Source organism: Streptomyces sp. NPDC002619 (assembly GCF_042889305.1).
Classification (GTDB): Bacteria; Actinomycetota; Actinomycetes; order Streptomycetales; family Streptomycetaceae; genus Streptomyces.
This window is the reverse complement of the sequence record NZ_JBIAQV010000037.1, coordinates 19397-40592: the sequence shown is the minus strand read 5'-3', so window position 1 is coordinate 40592 and position 21196 is coordinate 19397. Positions and strand designations below refer to the sequence as shown.

The 21196-nt window shown below is 70.2% G+C and carries 17 protein-coding genes and 1 pseudogene; 9 read left to right on the top strand and 9 right to left on the bottom strand.

What is annotated here, in order from left to right:
• Positions 1-51 precede the first annotated feature (51 nt).
• From ACFYXB_RS35880 to tap, 5 genes and pseudogenes are all read right to left on the bottom strand, one after another.
• Positions 52-186 (bottom strand): annotated as a pseudogene (locus ACFYXB_RS35880) (IS5/IS1182 family transposase); the annotation flags it as partial.
• The gene (locus tag ACFYXB_RS35875; RefSeq protein WP_389589241.1) at positions 177-782 is read right to left on the bottom strand and encodes a hypothetical protein; all 606 of its coding nucleotides are present in this window, start codon (positions 780-782) and stop codon (positions 177-179) included. The gene ACFYXB_RS35875 and the pseudogene ACFYXB_RS35880, both read right to left, overlap by 10 nt.
• A complete protein-coding gene (locus tag ACFYXB_RS35870; protein ID WP_389589223.1) occupies positions 688-1311 on the bottom strand; it encodes a TniQ family protein in 624 nt (207 codons plus the stop codon). The genes ACFYXB_RS35875 and ACFYXB_RS35870 overlap by 95 nt, the downstream gene beginning before the upstream one ends.
• 30 nt (positions 1312-1341) lie before the next feature.
• Entirely contained in the window at positions 1342-1899 is a 558-nt protein-coding gene (gene tpg, locus ACFYXB_RS35865) for a telomere-protecting terminal protein Tpg (RefSeq protein ID WP_389589222.1), read from the bottom strand.
• 6 nt (positions 1900-1905) lie between these two features.
• Positions 1906-4149 carry a telomere-associated protein Tap gene (tap, locus tag ACFYXB_RS35860; RefSeq protein WP_389589221.1) on the bottom strand — a complete coding sequence of 748 codons (2244 nt, stop codon included), beginning with the start codon at positions 4147-4149 and terminating at the stop codon, positions 1906-1908.
• 180 nt (positions 4150-4329) lie between these two features.
• On the opposite strand from tap, the gene ACFYXB_RS35855 reads away from it, so the two are divergent.
• The 4 genes from ACFYXB_RS35855 (at position 4330) to ACFYXB_RS35840 (ending at position 9517) form a co-directional block, all read left to right on the top strand.
• Positions 4330-6768 (top strand): Helicase associated domain protein, encoded by a 2439-nt coding sequence (locus ACFYXB_RS35855; protein ID WP_389589220.1) that lies wholly within the window; start codon positions 4330-4332, stop codon positions 6766-6768.
• 315 nt (positions 6769-7083) lie between these two features.
• Positions 7084-7845 carry an HNH endonuclease gene (locus tag ACFYXB_RS35850; RefSeq protein ID WP_389589219.1) on the top strand — a complete coding sequence of 254 codons (762 nt, stop codon included), beginning with the start codon at positions 7084-7086 and terminating at the stop codon, positions 7843-7845.
• Positions 7846-8258: 413 nt separating this feature from the next.
• The gene (locus tag ACFYXB_RS35845) at positions 8259-8435 is read left to right on the top strand and encodes a hypothetical protein (protein WP_389589218.1); all 177 of its coding nucleotides are present in this window, start codon (positions 8259-8261) and stop codon (positions 8433-8435) included.
• Positions 8432-9517, top strand: coding sequence for a hypothetical protein (locus ACFYXB_RS35840; RefSeq protein ID WP_389589217.1), 1086 nt, complete (start codon positions 8432-8434; stop codon positions 9515-9517). Before ACFYXB_RS35845 ends, ACFYXB_RS35840 begins: the two co-directional genes overlap by 4 nt.
• A 511-nt stretch (positions 9518-10028) precedes the next feature.
• Here ACFYXB_RS35840 and ACFYXB_RS35835 read toward each other — a convergent pair.
• A complete protein-coding gene (locus tag ACFYXB_RS35835) occupies positions 10029-10925 on the bottom strand; it encodes a hypothetical protein (protein WP_389589216.1) in 897 nt (298 codons plus the stop codon).
• Positions 10926-11059: 134 nt separating this feature from the next.
• Here ACFYXB_RS35835 and ACFYXB_RS35830 point away from each other — a divergent pair, with 134 nt between their 5' ends.
• Positions 11060-12466 carry a hypothetical protein gene (locus ACFYXB_RS35830; protein WP_389589215.1) on the top strand — a complete coding sequence of 469 codons (1407 nt, stop codon included), beginning with the start codon at positions 11060-11062 and terminating at the stop codon, positions 12464-12466.
• Between the two features lie 420 nt (positions 12467-12886).
• Here ACFYXB_RS35830 and ACFYXB_RS35825 read toward each other — a convergent pair whose 3' ends face one another.
• The gene (locus tag ACFYXB_RS35825) at positions 12887-13699 is read right to left on the bottom strand and encodes a TIGR02391 family protein (protein ID WP_389589214.1); all 813 of its coding nucleotides are present in this window, start codon (positions 13697-13699) and stop codon (positions 12887-12889) included.
• A 238-nt stretch (positions 13700-13937) separates the two neighbouring features.
• A complete protein-coding gene (locus tag ACFYXB_RS35820) occupies positions 13938-14717 on the bottom strand; it encodes a hypothetical protein (protein WP_389589213.1) in 780 nt (259 codons plus the stop codon).
• 651 nt (positions 14718-15368) lie between these two features.
• Between ACFYXB_RS35820 and ACFYXB_RS35815 the strand changes: the two genes are divergently transcribed.
• The 3 genes from ACFYXB_RS35815 to ACFYXB_RS35805 all read left to right on the top strand — a co-directional run bounded on the left by ACFYXB_RS35815 (position 15369) and on the right by ACFYXB_RS35805 (position 18878).
• On the top strand, positions 15369-17588 hold the full coding sequence (locus tag ACFYXB_RS35815; RefSeq protein WP_389589212.1) for a hypothetical protein: 2220 nt from the start codon (positions 15369-15371) through the stop codon (positions 17586-17588).
• Positions 17589-17691: 103 nt separating this feature from the next.
• Positions 17692-17997: a hypothetical protein gene (locus ACFYXB_RS35810; RefSeq protein ID WP_389589211.1), complete on the top strand. Its 306-nt coding sequence runs from the start codon at positions 17692-17694 to the stop codon at positions 17995-17997.
• A 20-nt stretch (positions 17998-18017) separates the two neighbouring features.
• Positions 18018-18878, top strand: coding sequence for a hypothetical protein (locus ACFYXB_RS35805; protein ID WP_389589210.1), 861 nt, complete (start codon positions 18018-18020; stop codon positions 18876-18878).
• A gap of 125 nt (positions 18879-19003) precedes the next feature.
• Here the strand turns inward: ACFYXB_RS35805 and ACFYXB_RS35800 are convergent, their stop codons facing one another.
• Entirely contained in the window at positions 19004-20029 is a 1026-nt protein-coding gene (locus ACFYXB_RS35800; protein WP_389589209.1) for a helix-turn-helix domain-containing protein, read from the bottom strand.
• Positions 20030-20230: 201 nt separating this feature from the next.
• Between ACFYXB_RS35800 and ACFYXB_RS35795 the strand changes: the two genes are divergently transcribed.
• A complete protein-coding gene (locus ACFYXB_RS35795) occupies positions 20231-21196 on the top strand; it encodes a CBASS cGAMP-activated phospholipase (protein WP_389589208.1) in 966 nt (321 codons plus the stop codon).

Sequence of the window (21196 nt, the reverse complement as noted above, 5' to 3'; positions counted from 1 at the left end):
CCAACATGCCGCCTGAATGGCCCGCCCTGAGTCGACGTGCAAGAGGTTCTGAGAGCCGTCGACTGCGCAGTCATCCACGTCCAGGCCGCCATTGATCCTCAGCTCGGTGAGCAGTATTTCGTGCAGGCGGAACCAGACGCCGGCCTCGGTCCAGTCCCGCAGACGCCGCCAGGCTGTCAGTGCGTTGTGGCAAACGGAACCCTTGCTCGATGAGCAGGGGTTTCTTCCTGCACGAGCTCGTCGAAGGTGCCGCGTTCGGTGCGGACGCTGACCAGGCACGGGCGGATGCCCTTGCCGGTGGCCCGGTCCTTGGCCTGCACGTGCCCGTTGAACGCCACCGAGCTGACCAGGGCAGGCGGGGTCACGGCGAGGACCTCGTCCACAGCGCATAGCGCGAGGCGGGCGACGAGCTGCTTGTACAGGTCCTTGGTGTCCGCTTCCTTCCGCGGTTGCGGCACCACCGCCGGTGGGTCGGCGGCCTTGTACCGGTAGCCGGTCGCGGACGGGATCACGTCCTGCCCGGGCAGGTCCACATCCACCATCAGCTCACGGGACTCCGGCGCATAGGCCAGCCGCCACGCCCGGCGCAGCCCCGGCGGATACCCGCACCCGGCCAGCACGCCCTCCACCGCCTCCACGAACGCCGTCGCCCCTCCGGCCAGCGCCCGCTCCACAGCCTCACGGTGATCACGCAGGCCGAGGGAGCGGTCCACGAGCACCCGGTCCAACGCTGCCTGGCGCGCCTGCACCTCGCCGGTCCGCTGCTGCGCCTCGGCCTTCATCTGCTCGACCTGCTCCTGCTTGGCCAGCCGCGCCGCCTACGGCGTCCGCGTCCAGCAGCCAGCGTCCGTGCCGGACGCACACCCGCCGCCAGCGCGGCAGATACCGCACCGCCCGCAGTGCCTGCCCGGTGCGCCGCGCGGTGCACAACCGGCAGCCGAACGCGGCAGGCCCCGCCACCGCCACCGCCGCCCGCCACCGCGCCTGCGCCACGGCAGCCTCCCGGCCGGTGCTGATCTCTGCGTCCTGCACGGTGAAGGCCGGCAAAGCGCGCGCCAGCACCTGGGGCTCAACCCCGCACAGCTCGGCGAGCACGCGCCGCCCGGCTTCGTTGAGCACGACCTCCGCATCGGCTCGCAGGCCGCCGCCGTCGTGCCGGGTGGGGGAGTTGCGGCACGTCCACAGCCGCAGCACGTGGGCGGCCGCCAGACCGTAGCGGTCCGCGGCCCGGTTGATCAGTGACGCGGTCAGCTCCCCGGCCAGCGGCACGGTCCGCAACGCCCCTGCTGCCACAGCTTTCCCTGACGCCATGTCCTGCTTCCTGTCCAGCGCCCTGACCGGCTACAGCTCGAACTGGAGGTCGACGAGGTCGGTGAGTTCCACTTCGAGGCCGTGGGCGCGGCGGCCGTTGTCGCGGAAGTAGACCTCGCCCAGGGCTTCGGCGGCGATCTCGCGGAGCCGGTCTTCGTCGGCACCGGCCTCCTGGGCTTCGAGGAGACGGGCGGCGTGGCGGGGCGGCAGGGCGAGGGTGAGGTGACGCACGCGGGCCTGGTCGGTGGTGCCGGGGGCGGCGGTGTAGCCGAACCGCCCCTGGACATCGATCATGATGCCGCTCGTGGTGGCCGCGGCCTGCTTCGCCCGGGCTGTGATCTGCGGCTGCCAGCGTGCGCGGACCTCGCGTTCGAGGCGGTCGGCGAGCTGCGGCCGGGGGGTTTTGATCTGGTTGTTCACGTACCGCTCGACGGTGCGCTGGCTGATGCCGAGCAACTCGGCCACCGGCTTCGTCCTGCCGCCGTGCTTCTTGACGAGGTAGCGCATCTGCGCCCCGGCCGACTTGGGTGCAGGGCGCGTGAACGCGCCCTGCACCGCCTTGTCGAGTTCTTCTGCGACCGTGACCATCGCCGCCTACTCTCCGGTGTCCTTGGCACTGACCTCGCCGGTCTTGATGTAGCGGGCGAGATTGGCGACCTTGCCCTCGGCGCCGAGCTGCTCGAGCACGTTGGCACCCCACAGCACGCTCTGGCTGCCCTCGTGCTTGACCATGCCCGGACTGACGCCGAGCCGGAAGCTGCCCGGCACGGTCTTGCCGTCGGCGTCGTAGGGCAGGACGTCAAGCGGGCTGGAGCCGTCGGCGGCGTACACGGCGCAGTCCGAGAGGACCGCGACCGGATAGCGGCCGGTGGCCGCCGCCAAGTGGAGCATCTTGCGGTGCATGTTGATCCGGGCCCGGGAGATGACGGTGGCGCGGATGTCCGGGCGCCACGTCGGGCGGGTGAGGGCGGGCCAGGCCTGCCCCGGCTTCCAGCCGCCGCCGCGGGCCTTCTCCTGCAGCTTTCCGATGCCGCCCTTGACGGTCATCTTGACGGCGTCCACCACGATCGCCAGCTCCGCATCCCGCTGCTTGTAGCCGTCCATCGCCTCCAGGAACTGGTGCGGGAGGAGCTTCTCGCCCACGCCGAGGTCCGCCATGGTCTCGACGTAGGCGTTGCGCAGCCGCTTGTACCAGCCGTCCAGGAACCGGCCGCCCTCCGGGCGCACCCAGGCCTCAAGCGGGGCGACGTCGTAGCCGAGCTCGACGGCGTACGCCACGGTGGGTGTGGCGTACCAGGCCGGACCCTCGGGGCGTTGACCGGTCGGCGTGAACGGGCTGGGCAGCAACGCGGCGTCGAACTCACGCCACTGCCTTCCGACCTTCACCCTGGAGAGGTCGACGTGGGAGAGGTCGACCAGCCAGGAACCGGGCAGCGCCGCATCGAAGACCGGGCTGGTGGCGTGCACGGGCGGCGATGCCAGGCCGACGACCGCCCCGTTCGCGGCCGCACCGAACGCCAGGTTCACATCGAGACCGACCAGGTAGCGCTGCATGCACTCGGCATCGGTCAGATCCCGCGCCCAGTCGTAGGCCTCCTCGAACAGCCTCTCGCCGGGGCCGCGCACGTGGAACCGGGGCAGGCCGGCCAGAACAGGGTGGCCGTCGGTCGCCTCACACGGCGCCGGGTCCATCGGCTGCGTGCCCAGCGAGCCGGGCCGGTGCTCGGCATGCCGATGGCCGTCCGCGTCAGGCTCGCTTGCGCGGGTCGGCGGGGTGAGCGCGGTCATCAGCTCCAGCCCCGTCACGGCGGTGGAGCCGACCGGTGTCATCACCCGCGTCGCGTACACACCCAGCACCCGGGCGAGTTCCACCGGTTCCAGGTGGGCGGCATGGCCCCAGGCGCGGTCGTCGAGGGCGTGCCAGGAGGGGATGCACAACTGCACGCACTGCCGGCGGCTGCCCTGAGCGGGGCGGTAGATCCGCGCCCACGGCCCGAACCCGCGCCGGGTGAGCTGCCAGTTCGCGCGGTCGAGCTGCTTGATGACCTTGTGCCCGTCCCCGAGCCGCCCGGCCAGCCGCTCGGCCTCGGACAGCGTGGCGGGCAGGCCGTACCGCTCGCACGCCGCCCCGGTGAGCACCAGCAGCGGGTCGGCGTCCCTGCCCGAGCCGTGCAGCTTCTCGGCCCCGAGCTGCGCCTCGGCCAGCGCCCACTGCACCAGCGCGGGCAGCGACTTGGCGGGCACGTCCAGGATCAGGCCGCCGATGCCGTAGCCGGTCACATTCCGCTCGGCGTCGGCGTCGAGGACGAGCAGCGGACCGTGCGCGTACGCCCCGCCAGGCGCGGGAGCGCCGGCCGCAGCGGCCTTCGGCGCGCCCGGGCGGCGTGATCCCCGCGGCGGCCGGACGGCCCGCGCCGGACGCGATGCGGCGGCCGGTGCGTGAGCGGCTGCAGGCGAAGCAGACGGGGCGGCGCCGGGCGTTCTCACGGCCCCAGCCTCAACAGCCCCGCCCGCGCGCCCGGTTTGCGCCGTGGGCACCGGGCCGCTGAACGTCTTCGGTGCCGGGGTGTCCTCCTGCGGGGCGGCGGTGCTCTCGGCGGCGGGGTAGAGCCGTGCAAGCTGCTTGAGCAGGCGCGCGTACGGCTCCCGCTGCGGCGGCCGCGGCTCGGTCCTGCCCGACTCCCAGGCGCTGACCGTTGCCCGCCGCACGTCCAGGGCGGCGGCCACCTCGTCCAGGGTGAGCGCGTGGGCCTGGCGCAGGCGCTTGCGCTCCGCCGGGGGCGGCAGCGGGGACCGGGACGCGACCAGCGCATCGACCGCATCGAACAACTCGGACATGGGAGCACCTCCGCTCCCACCCTACCCCATGAACCGTACGTATCGCGTACGGACAGCATCTATTTAGCGTACGGATTGCGTTCGCGGGTGGTAGGGTGCTCGACCGGAGGGTGCTCTCTTCGGTGGCCTCGCCGCCTCCCCGGCCCGGCCGCCGCCCGCTTCGGATCGAGGAAGAGCTCTATGACTGTGGTCGAACTGCCGCGGCCTGGCCGTCCCGAGAAGCCGCGGCTCTTCCCCGACCAGGCCGAGGCCGTCAAGCGGCTGGTACGGCACCTGTGGCGCACCGGGACACGAGGACTGTTCGTGTCGGCGACGGGCACCGGCAAGACGCTGGTGTCGATCCGGGTGGCGGACGAACTCGGCGCGCGGCTGGTGCTGTTCGTGGTCCCCACCCTGGACCTGGCGGCCCAGACGGCGCTGGCCTGGCGCCGCGACGGACACCTGGAGCACATGGTGATCGTCTCCTCCATGGACACGAGCGGCCGGGACGACCTGGTCGCGGCGCGCGTCATGTCCACCACCGACCCGCACGCGCTGGGCGGGCTGATGTCCGTGGTGGGGGAGGGGGAGGACCAGATCCCGGCGCTGACGGTGATCTGCACCTACGACTCCCTGAACAAGATCGAGGAAACCCAGAACACGGGGTACGCGGTGCCGCCGTTCGACCTCGCGGTCATGGACGAAGCGCACCGGATCGCGGGCCGCGCCGACAAGAAGTGGGCAGCCGTCAACGACGCCCAGCGGATCCACGCGGACCGCCGCCTCTACATGACCGCCACCCCCCGCATCTTCGCCGCTCCCGAGCTCGCCGAGTCCGCCGACACCACCCGCCCCCGCCGCCGGCACCGCAGCGGGCCGGACGCGGACGCGTTCGCCAACTCCATGGACAACGAGGCCGTGTACGGCAAGAAGGTCTTCGAATACCCGCTGGCCCAAGCGGTCGCCGACGGCCGGGCGGCGGACTACCGCATCGTGGTGCCCACCCTCACCGACACCGACCTGCGCCGCCGCCTGAACATGCCTGCCCCCGGCACCGCGGCCCCGGGCGCCGCCGGCGAGGACGGGAAAGACGACGGTGCGCTGCGCACCACCGCCCTGCACCTGGCCGTCCTGCGCGCCATGACCGAACACGGCCTGAAGAAGGTGCTGGTCTACTTCAACCTGGTCTCCGACGCGCGCCGCTTCGCCCGCGAACTGCCCCACACCCTGCGCCTGCTCCGCCAGACGGATCCCGGCCTCACCCCCGGCATTGACCCGAAGCTGTTCTTCGTCCACGGCGAGCACACCCCCGAACAACGCGCCCGCAACTTCGCCGAGTTCCGCGCCGCCGACGTCGCGATCCTCGCCAACTCCCGCCTGATCGCCGAAGGCGTCGACATCCCCAGCGTGGATGCCATCGTCTTCGCCGACCCCACCCGCAGCGTCATCCGCTGCGTCCAGGCCCTCGGCCGCGCCCTGCGCCTGGACGTGTCCGGCAAGACCGCCAGCCTCATCGTCCCCGTCTACGTCCCGCCGGGCGCCGACGGCGAGAACATCCTCGGCACCGCGTATGAGCCGGTGTGGGCGATCGCCTGCGCGCTGGCCAGCCACGACCACCGCATCCTGGAACGCCTGCCCGACAAGGCCAACCGCCTCCCGAAGGAGACCAGCGACGCCATCGAGCGCCGCTGGCACTTCGACTTCACCGTCCACCCCGAGCGCATCGCCCGCGCCATGGACCTGACCTCCTTCGACCCCCGCGACCCGGCCGTCTCCCGCTCCCGCCGCCTCGGCCTTGCCGCCGCCCAGTCCTACCGCGACGAACACGGCCACCTCGACGTCCCCGCCGACTACACCGACCCCACCGGCTACACCCTGGGCACCTTCATCACCACCATGCGCGACGCCGCGACAGCCGGCCGCCTCGAGGCGGACTGGATCGCCGAACTCGACGCGCTCGGCATGATCTGGGACAAGCACGACGCCGCCTGGCGCTCCCGTCTGGCCGCGGCCGCCGACTACCTGCGCACCCACGGCCACCTCGCCGCCCCCGCCACCACCCCCGCCGGCGCGTGGCTGGCCGAACAACGTCACCTCGCCGCCAAGAATCAGCTCGATCAGGCCCGCGCCGACGCGCTGAGTGCCCTCGCCCCCGACTGGCGCCTGCCCCACGGCGCGGACTGGCACCGCAAATACCACCGGCTGCGCGCCCATCTCGCCGATGGCGCCGACCCGGCCGGGCTCACCCGTGACACCCTCCTGGCCGGTGTGAAGATCGGCTCCTGGCTGCACCGGCAGCTCACCACGTGGCCCGCCCTGCACTCCGGCCAGCAGCACCTGATGACCGCCCTCGGCCTGACGCCCGAGACCAACCCGCTCATCCCCGCACGCCGTACCCGCCGCACCTTCGAGCAGACCGTCCAGTTGCTGGAGCTCTTCCTCCACCGCGAAGGCCGCGCCCCCGCCGCCCGTGAAGCCATCAGCGTCGACGGCGACACGGTCAAGATCGGCGCATGGCTCGCCAAGGCCCGCACCAAGCACCGCGCAGGCGAGCTCCCCGATGAACACGCCCGCCTGGTCGCCGCACTGTTCGACGGGGACTGGACGACCGAGGACGCCGTCCCCGTCCTCCTGGTGTAGGCACTGCCCCGCCCGCTCACGCGGCCGAGTGTGTGGCCCCGGCTCGATGCCGGTAATCCGGTGAGCCGCAACCCGTCGCCCGAGGTGCGGCGGCCAGCGGTCACCGCACCAGCCATACGACTGTCAGTGGTGGGTGAGAAGCTGCCCTCTTGGCCAATGAGAGCAGACCGAGGGGGAGAAGTGCGGGGGAGCGGCGGCCTGGAGCGACGGGACTTGCCCACCTGGCTGCGAGGACGGCAGGCACGATGCCCGGCATCCGAAGAAGACCGGACAGCTCATGTCCTGGGGCGGCTCGGCGTGGGCTACAAGCTGGCCATGCACACTGGCGTGGGAAAGACCATCGCGGCAGGTCTGATCGCCGCCGAAATGGCCGGTGAACGCCCGCCTCCCGTCTACTGCTTTCCGGTCACCGACGGGCAGCATCGAATGCCGGGGATGTGGCGACAGTGGTGGGAGGAAACTGCTCGCTACGCGGGCCAAGGCGCAGGCGCGGAGCACGCTGAGGTTCCCCTGCATCCGCAGCCGTTCGCCCGCCGCAAATTCCGCGCGCGGACGGTGCCGCGGCGGGAGCGATACCGCGAGCTGCGACGCCGGGTGGAGGAGCGGGAGGCGGACGGACGCCACCAGGAGCATGCCGTCACCGCCGGCATACGCCGGGTGCGCGACCGCGAGGCCCGCGAGGCCGTTCTGCTGCGCAGTGAAGGCTTGTGTGAGAACCCGTGGTGCCTCCTGCCCGCGCTTCCCTACCGGACGGCGGCGGGCGGCTACCTGCTGGAGGTCGACCACATCGACGACCATGCCCTGGGAGGCCGCGATCACCCGAGTACCATGATCGCTCTGTGTCCCAACTGCCACGCCAACAAGACGCGTGGAGCCGACCGTACCGTGCTGCGAGAGCGCCTTAGGACTGTGGCGAGGGAGTTGGACGCCGCTCAGGACAGCGACGCTGTCCGGGACAAGGATGCGATGCCGCCACGGAGCGAGGCCGTCCTGGCGCAGTGCGCTGCGCTCCTGGCGTCTTTGGACGACGTCGACCGCGACCGGGTCCTCGCCTCCCTCACCGCCTGCTTCGGGTGAAGCGCGGCCCGGCTTCCCGCCAGTGCCGGGCCGCACTTGTGATGCGGGCCCGCCGCTGTCCGTCCGGGCCACGCCTGCCCCGCCGCCTGGCGTCGTTGTCCGTCTGGCAGTGCCGCCCTCACTTGCACACCCTGCATGCGCGCTTGGGGGGCGACTTCGCCCGCTACACAGAGCCTGACGGCGTCCTCGTGCCGACACCGCACCCCGGGGACCGCTCACGTGGCTGGGCAGCGTCCCGGCGACATCCCGGCTTCCTCGCCCGGCCGCCCGGCCGCCGGGCACCCCGCGAGGTTTCTCCCATATGGGCGGGGCGGTTGTGGCGGGATAGGGGGGTGCCGGCGCGCTGGGGTCGGCGTGGACAGGCGGGTGGCCTCCACAGGAACCAGTCCGCCCTGGTTGAGAGGAGTCCGTGCGTGCGCAGAATGCGTCTGTCCGGTCCGGGTGCCGATCCCGGAGTTCCTGTGCTGCTGCTGGTGGCCGTCACCGCGGTGCTGGCCGCGCAGAGCCAGGCGTGGGCTAGCGCCGTCACCGCGGCGGCAGCCGTCTACAGCGTCGTCGCGGCGGAGCAGGACCGCGGGAGGCGGCCGTGACCCGCACACCGCCCAGCGCCGTGGAGATGCTGCTGGCCGCCGAGCTTGCCCGATGCGGACTGACCGCCACCCCGCACCAATTCGAGCGGTGGCGCGGGCAGAGGTGGCTGGCTCCGGCCGCGCAGTGGACCGACCCCGCAACGGGCTCGCTCCGGCCGGAGATCGTCCACCGGGCCTCCTGGCTCGCCGCACTGTCCAGGGCCGGCCGCAGCATCAGCTGGATCGGCTGGACCTTCTGGGCGATCGACGACACCCCGCAGACCGCACAGCGGCTGCGCCAGGCCGTGGCCGAGACGCTCCAGTTGCCCCTGCGCCGGGCAGGCATCACCCTCGACCGGATCCCGCACGGCGACAGCGACACCGCGTTCGCCGCCCGGCAGGAGCTGGCCGGCCGGCTGCTGGACGGGCGGCGCGCCATCGGACGGGACCTGGACGGGACCCTGCGCGCGCACCCCGCCGCCGCGGGCCTCGCCCTGCCGGCTCCTCGATCAGTTTCCAATCCTTTCGACAAGGCCCTGGTCCAGGTCGGTGCCCGCCTCCTGATCGGCGGCATGGACGACGTCAGCCCCGAGGAGCTCACCGAGGCCTGGAAGAGCGTCTGGAGCGGACCGCCGGACCAGCTCGACCGGATCGGCGCCGCCCACATCGCTGCCGACACAGCGGGCCTCGACCTGCGCGCCCACTCTCCCCTGGCGGACGGCCTGCGCGGACTGCTGCGCGCCGTCGAGACGGCCGAGGAACGGCGGCTGTGCGCGGCGGTACGCGCCTGCACCAAGGCGAGCGGAACACTGGCAGAGCTGCTGCTGAAGCACGCGGACAGCGAACCGGTGATCCTGGCGAGGCTGATGGACGACGTGATGTGGGACCAGTGGGTCCGTGTAGGAGGCGTTGCCCCGGCCGGACGCCTTGGTGAAGCCGCGATCGCCCTCAGCACCGTCCAGTACCTCGTCGTCCCCGGCTGGGCCGAGGACCTTCACCGCTACCAGGCCCTCATGGACACCCTGCGGCCCGCACCCGAACCTGAGCATGGAGATGCCACTGTCTGCGACGGCCCGGCGAGTGGCGCCGGTCCGGGCGAGTGACGAAGCCCCTGCTGAGAGACCAGCACTGGCGGGAGCTCGGAAGACGAACGGTTCCGACGCACGAATCGGCGGCGAGAGTGGAAGTGTCACTCTGCCGGGCCGCTCGCATGCTTCACCGCACCATGGGGCGGGACGGCGGCACCGCACGGAGATGGCTGCCGGGCTGGGCCGTGGAGAATGGGGGCCGGTCGGTCAGGATTGCGGGGGTGCAGATGGCGGGTGCGCGGCAGGGGCGGCTGCTGGTCGTCGACTTCGACTTCTTCTTCCACAATCCGCTTCAGGGGCTCGGGGCCGGGGCGACGCGCAGGAAGGCACAGCGCTTGGACATCGGGTTCAGGACCGCGACTTTCACGATTCTTCCCGGCCTCCAGCGGCCCCGCCTCGCCCAGTGCCCAGTGCACACCGACCGCGTACAGATCGACGGCGGCCGGCCTGATCGCGAACATCGGGCAGCAGCGTTGCCCACGTACGTGTCGGCGGCGTCCTGTGCGTGTTCCAGGGCACGCAGGCCCTACAGGACGTTGGTATCGGGCTCCCAGTCCGGATCTACCTCCGGTTCGTCGTCCAGCGTCTGGGCTTTGATGGCCGCGAGGTCCAGTTCCTCTTCTTCGGTCAGGGTGAGCCGGCAGACCCGGCACCCGAAGTGGCGCGGGAAGAACCAGACCTCTCCGTAGTCCCCGCTCCTGTCGCGCCCGCTGACGAAGGCGGGACTCTCACAGGCCGGGCAGGGATGAGGGATGTGCAGGAGCCATCTGCTGGGCACGGGCGCAGCCGACAGGCTGGCGATGACCGCCGCCCTCTCGTCGGCGGACAGGTGATCGGTCGTCCTCGCGAAGTTCTCCCGGGCCTGCCGGAGCTTTGCCTGGTAGCGCAGTTCTAGTTCGCACATCGCTTGTGTGACGAGATGTCTGCTCGGCTCGAAGAGCCGCCCCCAAAACCGTTCCTGCTCTCTCGACAGCGCGGCAAGGAGCGAGTCGATGTAGGTCACACCGGAGGCCAGCAGTTTCTGGCACTCACTGGCCGGACGGCCCCACCCCATGTGCGTGATGCCGTTGCGGGCATCCCGCAACGCATCGAGGTGCGCCGGCCGCCGCTTGTCGCCCAGCACTTCCCCGGCCCGGTCCACGGCGTCCTCGCCGCCGACGGTCCTCAGCGCGGCCCGGCCCTTGGCTGTCTTGTCCTCGTGGCCGCCCAGCACCAGCAGATCGCTCACCTTAGGGTTCTTGGGAGTCAGTAGCCCCGGTGTGACGGACACCAGATACGCCTTCGCCATGTGCTCGACGGCCACGGCCATGTGATGCACCGCGAAGTCCTGGTCAGGGGGCTCCTCCAGGTAGGCGTCGATGGAGGTCCGCGCCCACCGCCGGGCGGAGCTCACCAAGTCCTCGCAGATTTCAACCTGGTTCATCAGCCAACCGTAGAGCGGCATGCCGAACCCGGCCCCGGAAACCAGCACTTCGGCTACTACCGGCCTCCACCTGCACTGGGCAACGCGAGATGCCGCGTCTGGACCCGTGCCCGGGCCTGGCTCATCATCAGGGGATGGCTGCACAGCAGATGGACCTGCAACGGTTGCGGGAGCTCATCGACGAGGTACTTGCCGATTCCTACCAATCGCCCCGGCACAAGGACTTGCCCGCCCTCTGCGACCGCCTGCGCCTGCCCTCACCCCCGCCGGAAGAGGGCCATTCCAAGCACGAGCGGCTGACCGCCAGCCTGCAGGCATGTCCGGACGGCCACCTGGCAGGCGTCGCCGAAGCGATACTCGACCACCAGCCGCTGCCCGCCTGGCAGCGCAACCAGATCCAGGACCTGCTGTGGCTCGGACGTCCCCACGTCGACATACCCGGCCGCACCCGACGGGAGCTCGCCCGGGACTTCGACCTGTCCGACCATCTCGAACACGCCCACCGGCTGATAGACCTGCTGGAGTGGATCTGGGACCTGGGCGGCGACCTGCCTGAGTGGGGCGCTCCTACCACCAGCTTGCGTGACGACATTGAGCGCCACGTGGTCCGATTCCGCGACGACTGGACAGTCGAGCGTCTCTTTGAGGAACTCGGCGCGTTCAGCGCCCCACATCCCCGCTTCGGCCGCTTCCTCGAAGGACTGGCCTCAGCCGAGACCATCCCGGACGAACAGGCACAGCGCCGCTTCGTCGAGATGGCCAACCACCACCTGGAGCCGCTCGGCGCGCAGCTGCGCCAGGAAGGGGAATCGGACGGATACCCGCTGTTCCACCTCGTCCAGCCCGGCCACGGCCCGGCCCGCCGGCCGCGCAACGTCATCTTCGCCACCCTGGGCAAGCCGGACATCCGTTTCACGGACGCACTCGACAACGACATCGAGATCGCAGAACGCGCCGACCAGGTCCTGGTCTACGACCGCGACATCACCAAGGACGGCCTGCTCGGGCGCGACCTGCTGACCTGGTGGCAGGAGACCCGCCACGTCCTTGACCCGCAGGAAGCCACCCGCTCCCTGTACGCGCGGATGAAAGCATCCCTGCCCCCCGAGTCAGAGGGCCAGAAGAACCTGCTGTGGCTCTACTACAACATCCACCAGGACAACCTCCCCGACGTGCCCGCCCTGCTGCCGGAGGTCTGGGTCCACTGGGATCACAAGACCGTACGCCAGCGTGGCGTCCATGCCCTGCAAAACCTCCGCATGGACTTCCTCATGCTGCTGCCGGGAAACCGCCGCATGGTCCTTGAGGTCGACGGCATGCAGCACTACACGCGCCGGACCGCCGACGGCAGCATCCAGCCCGACAGCACCACCTACGCCGCGACGATGGCCGGAGACCGCGACCTGAAGTTCAGGGGCTACGAGGTGTTCCGGTTCGGCCATGACGAACTGCGTGACCTCGACACCGCGCGGCCGCTGATCACCGACTTCTTCGACAAGCTCCTCGGGCGCCCGCCCGGCGCGCCACCGCAGCCGGCCTGACCCGGCGCCCGGGCCTCCGCACGGACGTGACGCGACACCGCCAGACCGCCGAAGCCCGCCATGCCGGTCCAGGATCCCACCACTGCCAAACTCGCCCGCCGCCGTGGCTTCCGGCGGCCACGGCGCGCCTCCGGCATCCTCCCGCAACCGATCAGGGCAGCGGCCTCACCGGCGTTGACGGCCTGCTGATGCGGCGTAGCTGTCGCGCGGTAGGCGGGTGGTTGCAGCACCGACTTGGTCCTCCGCGCCGCCCTCGCGGAGTCGACGCCGCAGCTGGCCGCCTTCAGCCTCGAGGGGCTGCCGCGAACGCTGGCCGGTGGGGCGCGGCGGCAGCTGGAGGCCGAGGGCGAGAAGCGGTGGGCGGCCGGTGTCGTTGATCTGCCGTCGCAAGCGCAGTGGCCTGGTGATGCGCGATTGGTCTCAGGGGGTGACGTGTGCGCCGTCGAGCCGCCGGTGCACCATCGACAGCGTGGTCAGCAGTTCCAGCAACTCCTCGTCGGTGACCGTGCGGTGAAGCCGCGGCTCGTGCGCGGCCGGGTTGCGGTACATGCTGAACAGACCCTTGACCAGGTTCGCCAGCCCCTTCTGCTCATCCAGCTCGGGCCCGGTGACGTTCGCGTTGACGGCCACCCGGGCCGTGCCCTGGCTGGGCATGAGCACCGCGTCGACCAGCCGCGCCCCGTCCAGGTGCTGGCCGGTGAGCTGCTGCAGCCGGTCAGCCACCGACTTGACCGCCTCCAGGCTGGCATGGAAGGGGTTCTTGGCCAGGATCTCCAGCGTGCAGTAGCGCAGCACCTCCGGATGTGTGGAGCGGCGGCGCAGCTCGGCCCGCAGTGAACTGGCGTGCTGCGCGGCCTCGCTCAGGGTGGCCGCTGCCGGGCCCTTGGCGAGTTTTCCCTCGTCGTTGACCCGCAGCCCGACGTGGACGAGGACCTCGTTGAGGTCGTCCTGCCGGCGCGAGAACGTCTGCGGCTGCTGCGCGTAGCGCACCGGGGCCATCGCCGCGGTGATGAACGCGATCACGCAGTTCGACGCCTGCTGGCGCGTCTGCTGCGCCAGCAGTGCCCCGGCCTGCCGGTCCCGTTTGTTGCCGCCGTCCATGTCCGGCACCCTCACGGCCGCCAGCAGCTGTCCGATCTCTCGCCCGGTCAGGCCCTGCGCGGTGTCGCCGAGCACCGCGGCCACCGCCGTGACGACCGGTGCAGGCCAGGGCTCGTACGTACGTGCTGCCATGTCTTCTCCGCTTTCCCTCGCCTCATGGCCAACCGGACAGGATGACACGGGCGCGGAAAGAAACACCTGCCAAATACCAGCGCCACGGGGCGAGCTGACGAGGTCCGTGGCTGTACGGCGTGACCGCTCCACGCCACAGCTGACGGCCCGCTTACCGGACCGGGCACGCGATGACACAGGGCCACTACCGCTCCGGCATCGGCAGGGCGCACGGCCGCGTGGGCTGCCGGCACGTCTGTCAGAACTTGGCGTACCGGATGTCCAGGCAGTCATTGCACAGATCGGCCAGATCGAGGTCTGCGGCCCGCTGGCACGAGTCACAGATACCCCCGAGCGGGTGCGCGCCCAACAGGCACAGCAGGACCTGCCCGTCGGGCTCGTCGGCCGTCTGGGTCGGCACGACGCATGCCTGCCCCGAAGAGCACTCCGCGCACTCGTAGGCCGGCGGCTCACCGCCTTCGGTGATCGCCGCGTAGAAGCTCCCCACGCCGTAGGCGTCCACCACCTCCGCGACGTCGTCGTACGCCTTGCCGCACAGCAGGCATCCGACGGGCCGCACACCGCCGTTGCCGGGGGTGACGAGTGCCGCGAAGTGGCCGCAGGACAGGCAGCGCAGCGTGTGACCGCTGGCGGGCCCGAGCTTCTCGCCCAGCGGGCCGAGACGCTGGTCGACCAGGCCGCGGATCTGGCCGACCAGCGGCCTGATGGTCTCCATCAGCTCCCAGGCATCTGCCGCCGCGTCGCTGTCGTCGTGGGGCAGCAGCTCCTCGTCGATGAAGGTCAGCAGCAGGTCCAGGACGGGGATGGCCCGTGCCTCGACCGCGACGGCGGTGTCGATGGCGCCGAAGTGGGTGAGACGGTTGCGCAGATCGACCAGGGCCTCGAGGGCGCTGTCGTCCGGGTCGACCGGGTTCGCGATCTTCACCGTGTCGCGCAGACGCGCGAGGGCGCCCTTTGTGCCGACGCTCGTGAACTTGCCCTGGTGGTGCAGCCGCTCGTCAAACTTCTGCGGCTTCACCCAGACCAGGGCCGCATCGTGCAGTTGTCGCGGCCTTCCTCAAAGTGAGCAGTCCTTCGAGGCTGACCTGTGTATTGCTCAGTTCGGGGAGCGGGACCCACTGGATGTTACTGGTGGGTAAATGGTGGGTCGCGTCGGCTGAGCTGGTATGGCCTGCGAGTTTCCGAGTTCTGCGCACTATGAGCGTTGATTGCTCAGTGTTGCGGAGCCGCCGGTAGTAGCGGTCGAGTTGGTGGCACTGGTGCAGGCCACAGGAGCGAACACCTCACCCTGATCCGCTCTGAAAGCCACCCGGCCCGCGCCACCCACTCCCACCGACGCTGCGTCCGTCTCAACTCCACCGCAAGACCCGCAACATCGACGCACTGCAGCGAATGGCCCTGACCGACGTCCAGCAGCCACCGGCCCTGCCGCACGCACACCCGCCACCGCGGCCGATACGCCCACACATCCTCAACAGCCCCGCGCCGAGCCGCGCACAGCGAGCTGCTGAAGGCCACCGGCCCCAATTCGCATGCCCCCATCCGCCACCGCGTCCACCCCGCGGCGTCTTTCGACCTTGAGTAAGATCACCGCTTGTATACCCGGGGGTGGGAATTGGCAGGGCCACCTGCCGGCCTCCGGGTGGGGAGCCGAGGGGGAGGGGCCGAGATGCCCGAGGGTATGGGACCGCTCAGCCCGTCGTTTGAGCGACTGCTCACGATGGGGTTCGCGCATCTGGCGCCGGGCCCGGTGACGGTACTGACCACCACTTCAGAGGAGGACCAGCCTCGTTTCGAGTTGCCCTCGTCATGGCGTGCCGCGCAGGGGCCGTCCTGGCAGGAACTCAGCGTCTGCGCTACGCGCCTGCTGCCGCAGGGTCCGCTTCTCCTCGTGCCACCGTGGCAGCGTCGCACCGGCACCGGGGGGAGGGCGAAGCGAAATGCGTCCTATTTCGCCTACGACGACGTCCTGGGCGCATGCCGTCCCGCCAACGCTGACAGTGTCTTGGCAGTTCTGACTCCTGCCGAGCTTTGGACCTCAGAATCGCCGCGCGCAGCGCAACTGCGCACGACGCTGGCTGAGCACTGGGATACGCTGGCCGTTCTCTACGGCACGGGCGTGATCCCGCAGATCCATCAGTCTGTCATCGTGGCAGCCGCCTTTTTGAAGGCCAGGCAGGAATCCCGGCCGCCGATGAAGATCTTCCGGGTGCCGCACACGGACGAGGGCGCGTCTGTTGAGAAGGATTTCGAGGTCCTGTTGCAGCGTGGAGGCGGAAGCACTCGGTACGGATATGTAGTCCGTAAACTGCCGCCCACCGAGGAGAGCCTCGACTTTGACCGTCACCATCCGGACGTCGTGTCGCAGCGAGCCGACCTGGCCGGCTTCGGCAGCATCACCGCGCTGGGCGAGCTTTACGAGGCTGTCCCGCGTATCAACATGACGGCAGACTCACAATGGATCAGTACGGAGGAACAACCTGGTGCCGTCCGGCTCCTGGGAGGCCGGGACGTCTTGCGTGGCGGTTCCATCGCACTGCCCACGGACGAAAGCTACTGGGTGAAAGCCCCGCCCAGGTGCCTCCTGCAATCAGGCGATCTCATCGTCCGCGAGATACATGGACGGAACGACCTGCCCGGTCTGATCGTCGCCGAGGTTACCGAGCAGGATCTCCCCGCCGCGCCCGCTCACACGACGATCGCTCTCAGACCTCGCGCCACCACCACGCCACAGCAGATTCGCCTGGTCGCCCAGTTCCTGCGCACGCCGCTGGCCGACAGACTGGTCGGCAGGTCCTCCGTGCACATCACGATGAAGCGAATGCTGGAGCTTCCTGTGCCCCAGCCGGACGACGTCCTGACCGCGGCACTTGACGATCTCGACGCCGCCCGTCACCGACTGGAGATCTGGCGCAATGACGCGGAGACACTTCTCGAGTCCGCATTCACCAGCAAGACAGCGATGCAGGCTCGGGACAGAATCGTCGCCCAGGGCCGTGGACTGCGCCTGCGCGTGGAAGCCGCGACGCTCCTCGACGACCTCGGACACACCGTGCGTACACGCTTCCCCTATCCCGTTGCCTACCGCTGGCGTGAGAGCGAAGCCCGCATCAGCGCCGGCGATCAACAGGCGGCCTACAGCGCAGTCCTGGAGGCGGCAGAAATCCTGCTCTGCTACAGCGCGTTGCTCGCGCTGGCACTCGCCTGGGAAGCCGGTATCCCTCTGGGCTCCACCACGGCGATCAAGGAAAAGCTCCTCAGCGGGCGCAGCGGCCCCGGCTTCGGCGACTGGGTGGCCGTCCTAGAGGAAGCAGCCGGCAGCCGCAAACTGCGCGCGCTGCCGCATCAGCACCCCATCCACGGCATCCGTTCCCTGCTTGCAGGCGAGGACACCGCAGATGCACGCCAACGGCTGAGTGAACGCCGCAACGACGACGCCCATCTTCGTCGTCTTGACCCCATCGATCTCCCGCCCGCGGTGACGGAAGCCTTCGCCGATCTGACCTTGCTCATCGAACGGTCCCGATTCCTTGCCGACTTGCCTCTCGTGCATGTCACCGCGATCCAGTGGGACAGCCTTGCCCAAACAGCTCAGGTGCACTATCGCGAACTGATGGGAGATCATCCCGTCGTGCCGACCAAGACGGCCGCCCTGCCCAGGAACGACCTAGAAATCGGCAGCCTGTATCTCTGGGACTCCATGCATGATCTGCACCTACTACGCCCGTTTTTGACCGGCCTGGTCTGCTGCGTGTGCCGCACATGGTCGACCTTCCACGCCGATCTCGTCCCCAAAGACAGGGTGCTCCTCAAGAGCCTCGAACACGGACACGTTCATCCCCAACCCGCAGACACAGCATCAGCTCTGACCACGGTCGGCCTACTGTGACTGCCGAACCCGCTTACCCGCCTCCCCCGCCCATTCCCCGCGCGCGGGCACACCGCCGGGTAGAGATCACCAGGACCTGATCTCATGTCGCTAGGGTCGCTGCATGAGCTTGCGCGACGCGGACTGTTCCTGGCTGCCCGACCACCAACTCCATGTGGTGGAGACGCTGGCCCATGTCGATCACACGATCGAGCGGTTGCTGCGGCTGACGCACGATTACACCGAGCACGGGACGATCACGTTCGCCGAAGTGAGCAAGGGTGACCGTGTGGACGTCGTGGTCCGGGAGGTCGCCCCGCTCCCGCAGGCGATACCCCGGCTCGTGGCCGACGCCCTCACCCAGAGTTGCGGGCCGCGCTGGAACACACCCTGTATGCGGAGGTTGAGGCCGCTCTTGGGCGGCTGCTGACGGAAGAGGAGGCGAAGGGCGTGGAGATGCCGGCCACGTGTGACGCCGCCGCCCTCGCCCAGTGGTTCGGCAATCGCAGGCGACGGCAGCTTGCGCCGCTGAATGCTGGCACGCCGCTCGCGCAGCGCATCGAGCGGCTGCAGCCGTTCCAGCGCCGCAACCCCGACGAGCATCCGCTGCGGCTCCTCGCCGTCTACACCAATGTAGCCAAGCACCGCGCTCCCGCTGTCGCGGCGACCCGGCTCGGCGCCGTGCAACCAGATGATCCGCGCAGCGATCTGACCGTCGCCCTTCCCCTTAAACGCGGGCCCCAGCCGGGTGATGGACTGCCCTTGCGGGAAGGCGACGTCCTCGCCAGCGCCCCGCGCGGCGCCCGCATCCCCTTCTCTGTGTGGCCGACCGTGTCCGTGCAGCGGCCCGACAGCGGTATGTGGGCTATCGCCGCCAACGAGCTGGAGCTTCTCGAGGAGTGGGTGCGCACCGTGGCCATCCCCGTTCTGGTCACCGACCGTCACGAGGTGAGCCCGCTGCCACCGCACCTCGACATCACCGTCGGACACCGGGACATGCGCGCCGCCTTGGCGACGGCGGGCCGCGCACCTGCGGTCGTACGGGCCAGGGACAGGATCGCGGCCGCCACCGGCCGTGCCGGTCTCGTCGAATTCCTTGCTTTCTTCCCGGAACGGCCCGAGGCGGAAACGGTCCGGGCATGGCTCGACTCGCTGGACGACACGCAGGTCGTGGAGCACGTCCTGCGCCTGCGTACGGTAAGCGACCGGGCGCGTGAACTGATCGAGGCGGGAGGCGAATTGATCACTGAGGTCCGCAGGTACAAGGAACGCATCGGGGAGCCGTACCGCACGGGTGGGGCGGGCGCGTAGGACAAGGACCCGGGGCTGCCCGTACGGCTTCGGAACGCGGCAAATCCGGGGCCGGGCGGGCCCCGGAAGGCTCGGTGCGGCCGCCTGCCGAGTCCTCGCGTTCGCCGGAAGCGGGGGAGTGCGGGTCATACCGCCGACGCGGTCTGGAGGCTCTCCACGATCCAGGGCGGCAGGACGGAGCGGGCGGGGGCGCTGTCGGCGGAGGCGAGGTAGGTCAGGAGCCGCGTGGGCTGCTCCGGCCGGCCGAGAGGGACCGGCTCGACGCGGCGCCACCCGCGGGCGGAGGCCGCTTTGATGGCGGTGAGATAGACGTTCTCGCTCATGCGTCCGAGCGTCCGCGCCCGCATGAGCAGGGCGGCGAGCGAGACCTGCCAGTGCCGTTTGAGATGGAACAGGGCCGGCCAGTCCACCGTGGTCGGCAACTGGTCGTGGATGTCGTCGGCGGGCATGAGGAAGGCCGCCGCGAACTGGTGGGCCTGCGTCTCGACCTCTTTGACACCCCAGATCTGCTCGCCGTGCAGGACGAGGTGGGCGAGTTCGTGCGCGCCATCGAACCGGGCGCGAGCGCGGTCGCTCTTGTCACTGCCCAGAACGACGACAGGGTGGTCGGGAAACGGCAGCGAGAAGGCATCCACATCGCGGTTGTCGAGAGGCAGACGGGTCACGGCGACCCCGTGTCCCTCCAGCAGTTCCACGACGTTCGATACCGGCCCCGGAGGAAGCCCCCACAGCGACCGCACCCGGGCCGCCGCCCCTTCGATCTCCGCCCGCTGCGCCTGCAGGCTGCTCACCGGGAGGCGTGGCATGTCCGCGACGCGGAAGCGGCCCACCGCAGACGCGTGGACGGCGAGATCGTGGGCGACGTGGGCGATCGCCCGGGCGCGGCGGCGGTCGGTCACCGAGGTCCGTCGCAGCGAGCGGAAGAAACCGTCGTGGCTGTCGGTCATCGCCTCGTCGAAGAACGCCGGCGGCACCGCGAGGACCCGGGCCAGCACGCCTGCCGTCTCCGGGCTGGGGTGCGCGGCCCCGCTCTCGAACTGGCTGATGGCGGCCGGCGTGAGCCCGGCCTCGCGAGCGAGCCGAGTCTGGCTCAGCCCGGCCAGTTCACGGGCGGTCCGCAGCCGTGCCCTCTCGAACACCTGCGTGCTCATATCTCCCCTTGCCTGCCCTGCCCGATCTTGGTCTCCACATCTTGGCGGATCGCGCAGGCCCCGCACGCTCCGGGGACGGCGCGGTCCGGCACGACTCTACGACCCGCGCGCGGAAACACGCGCGGAAATCCATGCCGTGATATTAAGTAGTCCCGACAGGGAAGATCCGCTTGCACCGGCAGCGGCCCTTCAACGATCCGCGTGACGGGGGCGGTTGCACTGACCGAGCGTTTCCAGATCCTGGCCCTGGACGGCGGCGGCTTCCGCGGCATGTTCTCCGCGGCGGTCCTCGCCCGACTCGAGGAAGACCTCGACATCCGCATCGCCGACCACTTCGACCTGATCGCCGGCACCTCGACCGGCGGCATCATCGCGCTCAGCCTTGGCCTGGGCCTGACACCCCGCCAGATCCTCACCTTCTACACCGAGCACGGCCCGCGGATCTTCCGTGACCGCTCCAGGCTGCGCGGCCTGCGCCACCTTGTGCGTGCGAAGTACAGCACCGAGCCCCTGCGGGCGGCGCTCACCGACGTCTTCGGCGAACGGACCTTCGGAGAGAGCACCAAACGCCTGGTGATCACCTCCTACAACATCGCCGCCGACGACGTCTACCTCTTCCGGACCCCGCACCTGCCCACCCTCAAGCGGGACTGGCGGGAAAAGGCCGTCAATGTCGCGCTCGCCACCTCCGCCGCACCCACCTACCTGCCCGGCATGCCCCTGGACGGAGCCCGCCTCGTCGACGGCGGCGTGTGGGCGAACAACCCCACCATGGTCGCGCTCACCGAGGCGGTCGGACCGCTGTCCGTCCCCCTCGAAGCCATCAAGGTCTTCAGTCTCGGCACCACCACCGACGTCCGAAGCCGCCACCGCCGCCTCGACCGCGGCGGGCTGCTGCCCTGGGCCGGCGACGCCGTCGAAGTCCTTATGCGGGCCCAGAGCGAAAGCGCCGCCAAACAGGTGCGCCACTTCATAGGCAAGGACAACGTCCTGCGCCTCAACCCGACCGTCCCCACCGGAGCCGTCGCGCTCGACAACGTCGACACCCAGACCCTCTCCGGACTGGCAGGCCACGTCAGCCGCGACGTCTCGCCGGCCGTCCACCGCGCCTTCTGCGACCACCGCGCCCCCGCATACACGCCCTGCCACCCCACCCGTGAGGAATGA

Coding starts and splice junctions, on each gene's coding strand:
- ACFYXB_RS35825 (WP_389589214.1), bottom strand. CDS start 13,699: ATGGCAGCACGTACGTACGAGCCCTGGCCTGCACCGGTCGTCACGGCG.
- ACFYXB_RS35800 (WP_389589209.1), bottom strand. CDS start 20,029: ATGAGCACGCAGGTGTTCGAGAGGGCACGGCTGCGGACCGCCCGTGAA.
- ACFYXB_RS35830 (WP_389589215.1), top strand. CDS start 11,060: ATGGCTGCACAGCAGATGGACCTGCAACGGTTGCGGGAGCTCATCGAC.
- ACFYXB_RS35875 (WP_389589241.1), bottom strand. CDS start 782: ATGAAGGCCGAGGCGCAGCAGCGGACCGGCGAGGTGCAGGCGCGCCAG.
- ACFYXB_RS35870 (WP_389589223.1), bottom strand. CDS start 1,311: ATGGCGTCAGGGAAAGCTGTGGCAGCAGGGGCGTTGCGGACCGTGCCG.
- ACFYXB_RS35855 (WP_389589220.1), top strand. CDS start 4,330: ATGACTGTGGTCGAACTGCCGCGGCCTGGCCGTCCCGAGAAGCCGCGG.
- ACFYXB_RS35810 (WP_389589211.1), top strand. CDS start 17,692: ATGAGCTTGCGCGACGCGGACTGTTCCTGGCTGCCCGACCACCAACTC.
- tap (WP_389589221.1), bottom strand. CDS start 4,149: ATGTCCGAGTTGTTCGATGCGGTCGATGCGCTGGTCGCGTCCCGGTCC.
- ACFYXB_RS35850 (WP_389589219.1), top strand. CDS start 7,084: ATGCACACTGGCGTGGGAAAGACCATCGCGGCAGGTCTGATCGCCGCC.
- ACFYXB_RS35835 (WP_389589216.1), bottom strand. CDS start 10,925: ATGAACCAGGTTGAAATCTGCGAGGACTTGGTGAGCTCCGCCCGGCGG.
- tpg (WP_389589222.1), bottom strand. CDS start 1,899: ATGGTCACGGTCGCAGAAGAACTCGACAAGGCGGTGCAGGGCGCGTTC.
- ACFYXB_RS35815 (WP_389589212.1), top strand. CDS start 15,369: ATGCCCGAGGGTATGGGACCGCTCAGCCCGTCGTTTGAGCGACTGCTC.